The sequence below is a fragment of the Lacrimispora sp. 210928-DFI.3.58 genome, from assembly GCF_020554865.1.
Classification (GTDB): domain Bacteria; phylum Bacillota; class Clostridia; order Lachnospirales; family Lachnospiraceae; genus Enterocloster.
The window spans coordinates 42485-55807 of record NZ_JAJCIC010000031.1 but is presented as its reverse complement, the minus strand read 5'-3'; the positions used below and the strand labels follow the sequence as shown (position 1 = coordinate 55807).

Genomic DNA, 13323 nt, shown 5'->3' with positions numbered 1-13323 from the left:
TGTAAAAAGCCTCCTGATACGGGAACCTGCAGGCGCGTTCCTATGCTGTGCCAATTATCCATAGCAATTCCTCTGATCTTCTAATATATTTTTTCATGCTTCCGGCAGCGCCTGTAAAAAGCCTCCTGATACGGGAACCTGCAGGCGCGTTCCTATGCTGTGCCAATATACGCAGAGACCTGCCTGCGCCTTCCCCATACCTCAGGCGTCAGGCAGGTCTCCTTCTTTTACATAAGAAAACTCCTTCTTTTTGCAGCTATTCGATATAGCCTCTCAGCTTCAGATAATCCTTTATCAGCTGGATCATCTGATCGTAATCAATACGGCTTGCATTGATGGGCAGGTCATAATTCTCCATGTCCATCCACTCCCTGCCCGTAAAGTAACGGTGGTACTCCGTACGCTCCTTATCAATGCGTCTCATACGGCGCAATGCCTCCGGCTCATCCACCTTATCCACATCCATGATCCTGCGGACTCTGGTGACTGTGTCCGCATACACAAAGATCCGGATCACATCCTCCAGCTGGTCCTGGAGCACATAGTTGCCGCAGCGCCCTACGATAATGCAGTCCTCTGACTCAGCCAGGCTCCTGATAACGGAGGACTGGAAACGGAACAGATTATCCGGTGAGGTGATATTAGGGCCGTCCTTTTCAGGAGACTTTAACTCCGGCTTCATCCCTGTCACTATGCGGTATAACAGATTATTGCCGGCCTTTTCATCTGCAAGGCGGAAATACTGCTCTCCTATGGCACTTGTCTCTGAGGTCATCTTTAAGATCTCTTCATCGTAAAAATGAATGCCCAGCTCCTCGGCAAGGCGCTCTCCCGTCAGGCGTCCGCCGCTTCCATACTGGCGTTCAATGGTAATAACAAAATGTTTTTTCTTCATCAAATCTGCCCCCTTTATCTGCATTCATTCCTTCTCCAGCTGCTATTTCACATCAATATGACACATCTTCATGGCCTCCAGGGCATTCTCATGACTCTGAGGCGTCACTCCGGCACAGCAGGCGGAATCCACCTCTATAACAGTGTCAGGAACAGCTGCCTTGATCAGCATGGCATTGGAGATCACACAGATATCCGTGCACAGTCCAACCAGCTCCACCGACGTGTAGCCGCCTGCTGCCACATATTCAGCCAGACGCCTGCTTCCAAAGGTGACCTTCTCAAAACGCTTTCCCTCAAGACCCTGAAGCTCCTTACAGAGCTCCCAGCCGGGAGTCCCCTTGATGCAGTGGACCACAGGAAGCTTCCTGCCCTCCATGGTATCAAGATAATCATCAAAATGCGTGTCCAGTGTAAATACCACCTCATCTCCTGCTTCTCTATATGATCTGATCTTTTGGGCCACAGCCGGCACAATGGCCAGAGCCTCCTTGCTCCCCAATGCACCGTCCACAAAATCCTTCTGCATATCTACTACTACCAATAACCGTCCCATGTGCGCTACCTCCCTGCTGTCTTCTATTTTCATTTATAGTCTACCACATTTTTACAGACTGCGGAAGACTGGAAAAATATTTTATCAAAAGTCTATTGACAAATCGCGATTCCTGTATTAATATACGGATTAACAAAAGTTGAGCGCCGGAGCGCAAAGCAAATGTAATAAAATAAACCGTTGAGAAAGAGGAGTAGGTCTCCAACGTGCTGATACAGAGAGCCGCAGGCGGTGGGATTGCGGTACAGGGCAGGATACTGAATGGACTTTTGAGGGCGGTCCTGAACGATACAGGTTACACCAGGTAGGGACCGACGGATTCCGCAGCCGTTACCATTGCGGCACATATGATAGTATGTGTAAAGTGGACTTTTGTCAATTTGAGTGGTACCGCGGATTTTATTCGTCTCAATTACAGCATATGCTGTGATTGGGGCTTTTTTATTTATATCTTAATAAAACGGAGGAAAAACATTATGAAAAAATCACTTGCATTCTTATTAACAGCTGCCATCGGCGCTTCCCTTTTAACCGCCTGCGGCCAGTCAGGTACAGCTTCTGCCACTGCTGCCGGTACAACTGCTGCCGCTTCTTCCGAGGAGGCCAAGGCTTCTGCTGAAGAAACTGCCGAGACCTCTGCCGAAGCTTCCGCTGACAGCAGCGACGATGCGTCCTACACCATCGGCATCGGCCAGTTTGCAGAGCACGGCTCCCTTGACAACTGCCGTGAGGGCTTTTTGGCAGGCCTTGCTGAGGAAGGCATTGAAGAAGGAAAGAACCTGACGGTTATCTATGAGAACGCTCAGGCAGACGGAGGCACCTGCAGCCAGATCGCTACCAACTTTGCAGGCAAAAAAGTCGACTTGATGTGCGGTATCGCTACCCCCATGGCACAGGCACAGTACGGCGTTGCCTTAAAAACAGACATTCCTGTGATCTTTACCGCAGTCACAGATCCTATTGCGGCAGAGCTGGCAAATGCGGACGGTACCCCGGTAGGTGAGATCACAGGCACCAGCGACAAACTTCCTGTGGAGGCACAGCTTCAGATGATCCGCGAGATCCTTCCGGAGGCAAAGACCATCGGCATCATGTACACCACCAGCGAGGTAAACTCCGAATCTGCCATTGCAGAGTACAAGGAGCTGGCTCCAAACTACGGCTTTGAGATCGTAGAGTCCGGTATCTCCTCCTCTGCCGACATCCCACTGGCAGCAGATGCCCTGATCCCAAAGGTTGACTGCATTACCAACCTGACAGACAACACCGTTGTCGCTTCCCTTCCTGTTATCCTTGACAAGGCAGCAGCTAAGAATATCCCCGTATTTGGAAGCGAGATCGAACAGGTCCGCATCGGCTGCCTGGCTGCCATGGGTCTGGATTACATTGATCTCGGAAAGCAGACAGGACAGATGGCTGCAAAGGTATTAAAGGGTGAGGCAAAGGCCAGCGAGCTGAACTTTGAGACCATCAAGGACGCTGCCTTCTACGGCAACGAAAAAGTGGCTGAAAACTTAGGCATTACTCTTCCTGAGTCCCTGACAGGAAATGCGGCAGAGCTCTTTACAGAGATCGCACAGTAAACCTGCAGGCATCCATCCGGAGGCAGCGCTTATATGGTAAGGTAATAAAATCGGCGTCTGAGGGATCATTTCCACCAGACGCCAAGCATTGTTTTGGAGGAACAGCATGACAACGATTCTTTTCGGTATATTGGAGGAAGGCCTGGTCTATGCGATCATGGCACTGGGCGTATACATTACATATAAGATACTTGATTTTCCCGATCTGTCCGTGGACAGCACCTTTCCCATGGGAGCTGCCATCACAGCTGCCGGGATTGCAAACGGCCTGCCCGTGATCGGCATCGTGCACCCTGTGGCTGCACTTTTCCTCTCCTTTTTGGCAGGAGCTTTTGCAGGCTGCGTTACAGGCTTTATACACGTAAAGCTGAAGGTCAGGGATCTATTGTCCGGGATCATTGTCATGACGGGTCTCTATTCCATCAATCTCCGCATTGCCGGAAAGGCGAATCTTCCTATTTTCAGCAAGGAGACCATTTTCAGCAATCAATATTTGTCAGAGCATGTTCCTGCTTCCATGCAGCCATATATGGTCGCAGTCATCCTGCTTCTCATCGTGTCTGTCTGCAAGCTTCTGCTGGATGCCTATTTAAAGACACGCTCCGGGTATCTGCTCCGGGCAGTAGGTGACAACGATATCCTGGTGACATCCCTGGCAAAGGATAAGGGCATGGTAAAGATCGTTGGCCTTGCCATTGCAAATGGCTTTGCTGCCCTGGCAGGCAGCGTATACTGCCAGCAAAAGGGCTTTTTTGAGATCTCTACGGGAACAGGCACCATGGTGATCGGACTGGCAAATGTGATCATTGGCACACAGCTGTTTAAGCGCTTTGGCTTTATCAAGTCCACTACTGCTGTTGTCATCGGCTCCATTGTCTATAAGGCCTGCGTATCCATGGCCCTTATGCTGGGTGATCTGCAGATTGCAGGCATCAAGATCTCCATCCCGGTGACTGCTTCTGATCTGAAGCTGATCACCTCTGTCCTGTTCCTCATTATCCTGGTGGTAAGCCCGTCCAGGGGAAAGAAGGTGAAGAGCCATGCTTGAGCTGAAGCATATACAGAAATATTACAATGCAGGAACCGTCAATGAAATGTGCCTGTTTGAGGATTTTAACCTGACAATAAAGGACCGCCAATTTGTGTCTGTGGTTGGCAGCAACGGCTCCGGCAAGACCTCCCTGTTAAATATCATCTGCGGCAGCATTCCTCTGGACGAGGGACGCATCATTATCGGAACAGAGGATATCACAAAGATGCCGGAGCACAAACGCCAGCGCCGGATCGGCCGCGTGTACCAGAATCCGGCCATGGGGACCTGCCCTTCCATGACGATCTTAGAGAACATGTCCCTGGCAGACAACAAGGGAAAGGCCTTCAACCTGCGTCCCGGCACCAACAGGCAGCGCGTGGAATACTATCGTGAAAGCCTGCGCTCCCTGGGACTGGGCCTGGAGGACAAGATGAATGTGAAGGTAGGCGTCCTCTCCGGCGGCCAGCGCCAGGCCATGGCCCTCCTCATGTCCACCATGACTCCCATCGAATTTCTGATCCTGGACGAACACACAGCCGCCCTGGATCCCAAAACAGCAGAGACCATTATGGAGCTGACTGACAAGATCGTAAAGGAAAAACAGCTTACTACCATTATGGTGACCCACAACCTGCGCTACGCGGTGGAATACGGCGACCGGCTCCTTATGATGCACCAGGGAACGGCTGTGATCGACAAAGAAGGGGAAGAAAAACAGGCCCTGACGATCGAGGATATACTGGCTCAGTTTAATGCCATCAGCATTGAATGCGGAAATTAACAAAATAATGAAAGACCTGCAAAAGAGCGATGCTTCCTTCTCCTTTGCGGGTCTTTCTCTTATTCTGCAAACACCATGATCTTTTCCGCTGTATTGTGCTCGTCAGACCAGACAATGCACTTTCTTCCCTTTGTCAGGTCATCCAGGGTAACGATATTCCTGGTAAGATAGGGGAAAATGTTGCAGTCCTCAGAGAGAGTATATTGTGTACCGTCTGCTCCTGTCAGGACGGACTGAGAGGACTCTCCATCTGTAATCATGGAATCCACCTGCACATAATCCGGAACTTTGAAATCAGCAGGAATATTTACAAAAATAACCTCTGCATTTGTGATAGGAGGAAGGCTCATGGTCATAGCCGGGCCGATGTAAGTATATACGGTATCTCCGTCTGCGATGTCCTCCACTGCCACCGGAAGGCCGGAAACCGCGTCCAGGATATATGTACGCTCTGAGCTGACATTCAGAATGATCTCGCCGCTGCTGCTTAAGCCCGACTGGTTATCAATAGACAGCTGACCATCCTCAAGCTTTGTCACCGGGCCATAGATGCGAATGGCCTGAGGAGCCTCCGGCTGTGTCTCTGCCATGCTCTCGATCGTTCCTGTAACGCTCTCCACAACTGTGGTATCCTCCACTGCTGTCTCCTCGCGGCTTTCCTGTGTTGCTGCTTCCTTTCTGTCAGCTGCATTTGCCTGAGAGGCACATCCGCTGACGCCTAACACAAAAGCTGCTAAAATTGCCGGTGCATATAACTGATATTTTCTCAATATAATTGTCTCCTTTTTCTTTCATATCATTGCTGTATTGCATAATGAAGTATATACGATTTCTTCCATATATCCAATAAAGGTTTTCTTAATAATTGTGACGTAAGGTTTAAGAAACTTGAGTTTCCACATTTTGCACCCTGGCTGCCGGGAGGACGGCTGGAGCGACTTTGCAGGACATTAGAAGCACTTAGTCAGCTGTTTTTTCCGTTCAGAGCAACATCAATGATTGTTTGAGCGCAGCGAGTTGCGTTGATGTTGCTCTGGCTTTTAGGAAAAATCAGATGTCTTAGTGCTTCTTATGTCCGAAACTGGAGCGCCAGACGTCCTCCCGGCAGCCAGGGTGCAAAATGTGGAAACTCAAGTTAAGAAAAGATTGTATTATGCAGAAAGGATATGATAAAATAGCTGAAGATTTGCTTGTTAAGAAAGGATATTTGCGATGTCTCTGTCTGTATTCTGGGAAATGACCCTCACGGCCTGTATCACCGTATGGTCTCCTGGGCCCAACAACATTTTCCTGCTGTCCTCGGCCAGCCGCTACGGTGTAAAAAAAAATGTGAAGTTTATGATGGGGATCTGGACCGGCTCTCTGTCCCTTATGCTCATGAGCGGCATCTTCTGCAGCACTCTTGCTGCTGTCATTCCAGGCATCCAGCCTGTGATGAGGTATGTCGGAGCCGCCTACCTGCTCTATCTGGCCTGGCAGACCTTTAAAAGGCTTCCGCCTGGGGAGAACGAGGCAGATAAGGTCCCCACCTATCCTATGGGGATCCTCCTCCAGCTTGTGAATGTAAAGATCATCATCTATGGACTCACCATGTTCTCCTCCTTCATTCTGCCTCATGAGACAAGGCCCCTGATCTTATTCTGCTTTGCCTTCTATCTCATGACCTTAGGTGCCATCGGAAACCTGATATGGGCCTTTGCCGGAAATGTGCTAAAACGGCTTTATGAGAGGCATTATCAGATCATGAACGCAGTAATGGCTCTGTTAGTGGTCTGGTGTGCCCTGAGGGTGCTGGGAATTTTATAAAAACGGGCTCTTATAAAAGGATAAAGGAACGAGGACGACCGCCGCTGTGGCTGCCGTCCTCGTTTTGTTTTGCTATCCTATCATCGGATCTTCTGCTACCCTACTTCCGGAAGGCAGCTACAAGCGCCTCTCCGTCCGTATAGTTCTGTTCGGCAAGCTTTCCGATAAACCACTCATCGATTCCCTCTACTGCATGTTTAAAGGAATCAATATCAAGCTCATCATAGGCCAGGAAGGACACGCCGTTCTTCTGTGTCCATCGGCTCATGATCTCGTCATCACCTGCACGGTTAATGTACCTCTGGTACTCTGTGGCAAGGCGGCCGCATTCATCGATCACCTTCTGCTGCTCCGGTGTCAGGCTGTCGTACACGCCCTGGTTGATGCAGAAGAACAGGCAGTCATAGTTGGCGTTCCACATGGATACGTAGGGCTGTACCTCCTGGACGCTGGCTGCATCGATGGCCGGAAGGGGATTCTCCTGGCCTTCTACCGTCTTCTGCTGAAGAGCCGTGTAGGTCTCAGACCAGTTCATATTGGTGGCATCTGCTCCCCAGCGCTTATAGCACTCCATGAGCAGATTGCTTCCTGCCACTCTGATCTTCAGATTCTTCATGTCATCCACAGACCGGATCTCCCGCACATTGTTTGTCAGCTGGCGGAAGCCGTTCTCTGCAATGCCCATGCAGTGAAGTCCGTACTCATTTAAAATGGCCTTCATCATATCTCCTGCCTCTCCGTCCAGCTTCCTGTCCGCGTCCTCCACCGAATCAAAGAGATATGGAAGGGAAACTGCGTTGAAGCGCGGGTCAAAGGCAGAGTAGATCAGGTTGCTGTGCATGGATACCTGTACCGGGTCCCCGTCGATCAATGCTTGGATGCCCTCTGACTGGTTTCCCCCTGTCAGCTGATCGGCTGCATAGACATTGACCTTGATCTTTCCGCCGGTGGCACTCTCCACCAGCTCGCCGAACTTCCGCCCGGCTTCTGCCCAGGTGCTGGTCTCTGTGGTGGAGCAGGCGAAGTTCCAGGTCTGCTCATTCCAACCCAAACTGCTGTGGTCTTCCATCACAAAGCCCTTCTCTCCGGAGGCAGGGGCCTTAGCGGTAAATACCTCGATCAGTTCCTTTGCATCGCTGTAGCCCTGGTTCTCCAGCTCCTTCTCAAACCACTGGGGGATATCGGCCACTGCTGCCTTAAAGGAGTCGATATCCATATCCTCATATGAGGTAAAGGATACGCCGTTTTTCTCTGTCCAGCGGCTCATGATCTCATCATCACCTGCGCGGTTGATGTATCTCTGGTACTCGGTAGCCTTCTGGCCGCACTCGTCTATCACGGCCTGCTGCTCCGGTGTCAGGCTGTCATAGATCTTTTGGTTGATGCAGAAGAACAGGCAGTCATAATTTGCATTCCACAGAGAGCAGTAAGGCTGCACCTCCTGGACACTGGCCGCATCAATGGCCGGAAGAGGATTCTCCTGTCCCTCTACGGTTTTCTGCTGGAGGGCCGTGTAAGTCTCAGACCAGTTCATGTTGGTGGCATCTGCGCCCCAGCGCTTGTAGCACTCCATGAGCAGGTTGCTTCCTGCCACACGGATCTTTAGGTTCTTCATATCAGCTACGGATGTGATCGCCCTTACATTGTTTGTCAGCTGGCGGAAGCCGTTCTCCGCAATGCCCATGCAGTGGAGGCCGTAGCTCTCCAAAATCTCCTTCATCCGCTCTCCTGCTTCCCCGTCCAGCTTCGCATCCGCGTCCTCCACAGAATCAAAGAGGTAAGGCATGGATACCACGTTAAAGCGCGGGTCAAAGGCAGAGTAGATCAGATTGCTGTGCATGGATACCTGTACCGGATCTCCGTCCATCAGCGCCTGGATTCCCTCTGACTGGTTGCCGTTTGTCAGCTGGTCAGAAGCATAGACATTGACCTTGATCTTGCCGCCGGTGGCCTTCTCCACCAGCTCGCCGAACTTTCTTCCTCCATCTGCCCAGGTACTTGTCTCTGTGGTGGAGCAGGCAAAATTCCAGGTCTGCTCGCTCCAGCCTAAGTCACTGTGGTCTTCTACCTCAAAATCTGCTGCGGACACATCCGAGGTAAAGGTCTCTATGAGCTCCTTCGCATCCGCATAGCCCTGACCCTCCAGCTCCTTCTCGAACCAGGCCGGGATATCGGCTACTGCTGCCTTAAAGGAGGCAATGTCAAGCTCCTCATAAGGTGTGATCTTCACGCCGTTTTTCTCTGTCCAGCGGCTCTTGATCTCGTCATCGCCTGCACGGTTGATATAACGCTCATAGGCAACTGCCTTCCGGCCTGCCTCATCCACAACAGCCTGCTGCTCCGGAGTCAGGCTCTCATAGAGCTTTTCATTGATACAGAAGAACAGGCAGTCATAGTTGGCGTTCCACATGGATACGTAGGGCTGAACCTCCTGAACGCTTGCCGCATCAATAGCCGGAAGCGGGTTCTCCTGGCCCTCTACGGTTCTCTGCTGAAGGGCTGTGTAGGTCTCGGACCAGTTCATATTGGTGGCATCTGCACCCCAGCGCTTGTAGCACTCCATGAGCAGATTGCTCCCTGCCACACGGATCTTTAAGTTCTTCATGTCCTCCACGGACTTGATCTCTCTTACATTATTTGTCAGCTGGCGGAAGCCGTTCTCCGCAATGCCCATGCAGTGGAGGCCGTATTCTTTCAGGATCTCCTTCATGGCCTCTCCTGCCGCACCGTCCAGCTTCGCATCTGCATCCTCCACGGAATCAAAGAGGTAAGGCAGTGACACCACATTAAAGCGCGGGTCAAAGGCGGAATAGATCAGGTTGCTGTGCATGGATACCTGCACCGGATCTCCGTTCATCAACGCCTGGATGCCCTCTGACTGGTTACCTCCTGTCAGCTGATCAGCCGCATAGACATTGACCTTGATCTTGCCGCCGCTGGCCTTTTCCATCAGCTCGCCGAACTTCCGGCCTCCCTCTGCCCAGGTACTGGTTTCCGTGGTAGAGCAGGCAAAGTTCCAGGTCTGCTCCGCCCAGCCCAGATCACTGTGATCGTCAATGGTATCAAAATCAGCTGTTGTATTCAGGTTTGCGCTTCCTTGTGAGGATGCTGTCACTGTGCCTGTATAGGTATCTCCTGCCATCCACTTGGGAAGGAAGGTGGAGATGGACGGGATGTAGCTTATGGCTGCCAGCACGATCAGGCAGGCCACGATCATTGAGATAACAGCCCTGGATATCTGCTGTATGGTGACGGATAAGCCGTCCTTCAGCTTTACGGAGATTGCCACAAACAGGTTCACGCCTACAGGAGGAGTTACCTGTCCGATGGCCAGGTTCACTGTTGCCACCACGCCAAAGGCCACCAGGTCATAACCCAGATTCCGGCATACCGGAAGCATGATGGGGATGAAAATGTACATAGCCGAGTTGGCATCGATAAAGCAGCCTGCGATCAGGAAGATGATGTTCACGATCAGCAGGAAGGTGAACTGGTTATGTGCAATGCTGCCTAACAGGTCAGAGGCTGCCTGAGCAATACCAAACTGGGTGCAGACAAAGGAGAACAGGGACGCACAGGCCACGATCAGCATGATGCCGCCGGTGGTCTTTGCAGAGTCAATCACAATGTCCCAGAGATCCTTCACCGTAACCTCACGGTAGATCACCATGCCCACAAAGAGGCCGTAGACCACAGACACGGCAGCTGCCTCAGTAGGTGTAAAGATTCCTCCGTAAATACCTCCCAGAATGATAACGGGCATAAGAAAGCCCCAGAACGCATCCTTAAAGGCCTCCCACCGCTCTCCATAGCCGGCCTTCTTCTGCTGAGGCTTAATATGATGCGTTCTCGCCTCCAGCATTACAACGATCACAAGAACTGCGCCCATCAAAAGCCCTGGCACAATACCTGCAGTAAACATATCAGCAATGGAAACGCCGGATATGGAAGCATATACCACAAAGGCAATACTGGGCGGGATAACGATCGCAATAGAGCTGGCAGTCGCCATCAGCGCTGTCGAGAAGGGAGCGGAAAAACCTCCGTCCGCGATCATTGCGGGGATCAGCACAGAGCCCAGAGCCGCAACGGTGGCAGGACCGGAGCCGGAGATGGCGCCGAAGAAGCAGGCAACGATCACGCACACAATGGCGATTCCGCCCCTTCTGTGTCCCACACAGGTATTAACGAACCTGATCAGACGTTTGGAGATACCTGCCTTTGCCATAATGTTGCCGGACAGCACGAAAAACGGGATTGCCAGCAGCAAAAATTTGCTGATACCGGAATACATATTGGTGGCAACGATGGTCAGCGAGGTGCCGGAATACAGGATGGCACACACAGAGGAAAGTCCCAGACAGATACCGATGGGAACTCCAAAAAGCAGGAAGATAAAAAAGGAAATAAACAATACCGCACTTATCATTTCTTATCCTCCTCCCTTCTGCAGCAGAAATCAATGCAATATTCCAGGAAATGCAGCACCATACATCCTGAACCAATAGGGACAAAGGACCAGAAGATCCATTCCGGCCAGTTTAACACAAAGGTCCTCTTGCCGTTTGCCATCTGGGTGATCACTTTATCCATGCCATATTTAAACAGGATACAGGTAAAAATGATGCTGAGCACCGTAATGATGATCATAGACGGCTTGCGCAGTCCCTTGGGAAGGTTGTCTGTAACAAGAGTCAGACTTACCAGCTCTCCTTCCCGGCAGGCGAGTGCAGCTGCCATCAGCGTGATCAGGACAAATACTGCTACTACAAGCTCCTCAGTAAATGACCAGGACTGGTGGATGACCTTACGGGAAAATACATTTCCCACAGTCAATACCAGGATCAGAAGGGTGGACGCCACCAATACCAGCTTTTCCACAAAAGCCAGGGCATCCATAAATTTCTTATAGGTTTTCATACCCAACTTCCTCTTTTCTTTTTGTGCTTTACAGAAGAATGCCTTTTCCGTGCATCCGGGAGAATGTGTAAACGGAAGATGCAGCTGCCTTCAAGGCCTCACGGGACCTATCCGGCAGAAGCTCTTTTATTACATAGGAATTTTATGTAATAAAAAAGAATCCTGCCCGGAGGGCTTTTTGTGTCATAGGGAGCTCCGCAGGAGTTTCCTATGGCACAAAAAAACCTCTGCAGTCCGATACAATATATCAGACTGCAGAGGCGAAAATACTCCGTGGTACCACTCTGCTTGCTGCGGCCATTTCCTTCCGCAGCCCCTTATCCTGTCTAAGCTCTCAGGCTCCCAACAGTATCCCCTGTAACGGTGGGCCTCCGTCCCTGCCTACTTTAATGCTTCGGAGGGATGCTCCTGGGTGATGGTTCATGGCGTTCATACTGTCTTGCAGCTGCCGGCAGCTCTCTGAAATGAAACGCACACTGCGCTTGTCCCATTCACAGCATTTCTTCTTGTCTTGTCTATTCTAGCACTGAATGGAAAAAGTTACAAGCCGAATTTTCCCGAAATTCCGGCAATATTTTCGGTATTTCCCATAAAATCCTTCAAATAACGCACACTCGCGCCGAAGGAGTTTCCTATGTAACACAAAAAGGCCAATCCCACCAAGGGAATCGGCCTTTTCTTATCTTGTATCAACAGAGATTATCTCTGAACACGGCCTGAGCCATCGCCGCCAGCCAGGTTCTCAACATCTGCACGTGTAACCAGGTTGAAGTCACCAGGAATGGTGTGCTTTAATGCGGAAGCTGCTACTGCATACTCCAGAGCAGCCTTCATATCCTTGCCGTCTACCAGGCCGCAGATCAGGCCTGCTGCGAAGGAGTCGCCGCCGCCTACACGGTCAACGATCGGAGCAATGCGGTACTTTCTGGAGTGATAGAACTCACGTGTCTGTCCATCCATGATGCAAGCGGACCAGCCGTTGTCGGAAGCGCTGTGGCTCTCACGCAGGGAGCTGATGATATACTTGAAGCCAAACTTGTCAGCCATCTGATTGAAGATGTCAACATAGCCAGCCAGCTCCAGCTCACCGGAAGTAACATCGGTGTTGCCCGGCTTAAAGCCAAGAACCTTCTCTGCATCCTCTTCGTTGCCGATGCAAACATCAACATACTGCATCAGGTTTGTCATAACCTTCTGAGCCTTCTCGGAAGACCACAGTTTCTTACGGAAGTTTAAGTCAACGGATACGGTTACGCCGTGAGCCTTAGCAGCCTTTAAAGCAGCCTCTGTCAGCTCGATAGCAGCATCGCTGACAGCTGGGGTGATACCTGTAAAGTGGAACCAGTCAGCATCTGCGAAGATCTCATCAAAGTTGAACTCATCAGGAGTAGCTGTGGAAATGGAGCTGTGAGCGCGGTCATAAACTACGTTGGAAGCTCTCATGGCAGAGCCTGTCTCCAGGTAGTAGATGCCCAGTCTCTCACCGCTTCTTGCGATGTGCTTTGTGCCTACATTGTACTTTCTTAAAGCAGCTACTGCGCACTCACCGATTGGGTTAGCAGGTACAGCAGTAACAAACTCAGCCTCATGTCCGTAGTTTGCTAAAGAAACTGCAACGTTAGCCTCGCCGCCGCCGTAGTTGATGTCAAACTCGTCTGCCTGGATGAACTTCTCATTGTTTGGGGTGGATAATCTTAACATGATTTCGCCCATAGTAACAACTTTTGCCATTTTTTCATTCTCCTTTATA

At 50.9% G+C, this 13323-nt stretch carries 10 protein-coding genes and 2 other annotated features; of the genes, 4 read left to right on the top strand and 6 right to left on the bottom strand.

Features of this window, described 5'->3' with window-relative positions; translation table 11 throughout:
• Positions 1–256: 256 nt before the first annotated feature.
• Both LIZ87_RS16955 and LIZ87_RS16950 read right to left on the bottom strand, forming a co-directional pair.
• The gene (locus LIZ87_RS16955; RefSeq protein ID WP_227148558.1) at positions 257–895 is read right to left on the bottom strand and encodes a cytidylate kinase-like family protein; all 639 of its coding nucleotides are present in this window, start codon (positions 893–895) and stop codon (positions 257–259) included.
• Positions 896–937: 42 nt separating this feature from the next.
• Positions 938–1450 carry a cysteine hydrolase family protein gene (locus LIZ87_RS16950; RefSeq protein ID WP_178316811.1) on the bottom strand — a complete coding sequence of 171 codons (513 nt, stop codon included), beginning with the start codon at positions 1448–1450 and terminating at the stop codon, positions 938–940.
• 171 nt (positions 1451–1621) lie between these two features.
• Positions 1622–1864 (top strand) — a binding site (T-box leader).
• Positions 1865–1926: 62 nt separating this feature from the next.
• Here LIZ87_RS16950 and LIZ87_RS16945 point away from each other — a divergent pair.
• The 3 genes from LIZ87_RS16945 to LIZ87_RS16935 all read left to right on the top strand — a co-directional run bounded on the left by LIZ87_RS16945 (position 1927) and on the right by LIZ87_RS16935 (position 4847).
• A complete protein-coding gene (locus LIZ87_RS16945; protein WP_178316810.1) occupies positions 1927–3033 on the top strand; it encodes an ABC transporter substrate-binding protein in 1107 nt (368 codons plus the stop codon).
• 106 nt (positions 3034–3139) lie between these two features.
• Positions 3140–4081, top strand: coding sequence for an ABC transporter permease (locus LIZ87_RS16940; RefSeq protein WP_178316809.1), 942 nt, complete (start codon positions 3140–3142; stop codon positions 4079–4081).
• Positions 4074–4847 carry an ABC transporter ATP-binding protein gene (locus tag LIZ87_RS16935; RefSeq protein ID WP_178316808.1) on the top strand — a complete coding sequence of 258 codons (774 nt, stop codon included), beginning with the start codon at positions 4074–4076 and terminating at the stop codon, positions 4845–4847. The genes LIZ87_RS16940 and LIZ87_RS16935 overlap by 8 nt, the downstream gene beginning before the upstream one ends.
• Before the next feature lie 59 nt (positions 4848–4906).
• Here LIZ87_RS16935 and LIZ87_RS16930 read toward each other — a convergent pair whose 3' ends face one another.
• The gene (locus tag LIZ87_RS16930; protein ID WP_227148557.1) at positions 4907–5617 is read right to left on the bottom strand and encodes a hypothetical protein; all 711 of its coding nucleotides are present in this window, start codon (positions 5615–5617) and stop codon (positions 4907–4909) included.
• 442 nt (positions 5618–6059) lie between these two features.
• Here LIZ87_RS16930 and LIZ87_RS16925 point away from each other — a divergent pair, with 442 nt between their 5' ends.
• Positions 6060–6653, top strand: a complete 594-nt coding sequence (locus LIZ87_RS16925; protein ID WP_178316660.1) for a LysE family transporter — start codon at positions 6060–6062, stop codon at positions 6651–6653.
• A 100-nt stretch (positions 6654–6753) separates the two neighbouring features.
• On the opposite strand, the gene LIZ87_RS16920 is transcribed toward LIZ87_RS16925, so the two are convergent.
• The 3 genes from LIZ87_RS16920 to LIZ87_RS16910 form a co-directional block, all read right to left on the bottom strand.
• Positions 6754–11082: a DctP family TRAP transporter solute-binding subunit gene (locus tag LIZ87_RS16920; RefSeq protein ID WP_227148556.1), complete on the bottom strand. Its 4329-nt coding sequence runs from the start codon at positions 11080–11082 to the stop codon at positions 6754–6756.
• Positions 11079–11573, bottom strand: coding sequence for a TRAP transporter small permease (locus tag LIZ87_RS16915; RefSeq protein ID WP_178315846.1), 495 nt, complete (start codon positions 11571–11573; stop codon positions 11079–11081). The genes LIZ87_RS16920 and LIZ87_RS16915 overlap by 4 nt, the downstream gene beginning before the upstream one ends.
• Before the next feature lie 253 nt (positions 11574–11826).
• Positions 11827–12077, bottom strand: a binding site (T-box leader).
• A gap of 195 nt (positions 12078–12272) precedes the next feature.
• A complete protein-coding gene (locus LIZ87_RS16910; protein ID WP_227148555.1) occupies positions 12273–13304 on the bottom strand; it encodes a sugar kinase in 1032 nt (343 codons plus the stop codon).
• Positions 13305–13323: the final 19 nt, after the last annotated feature.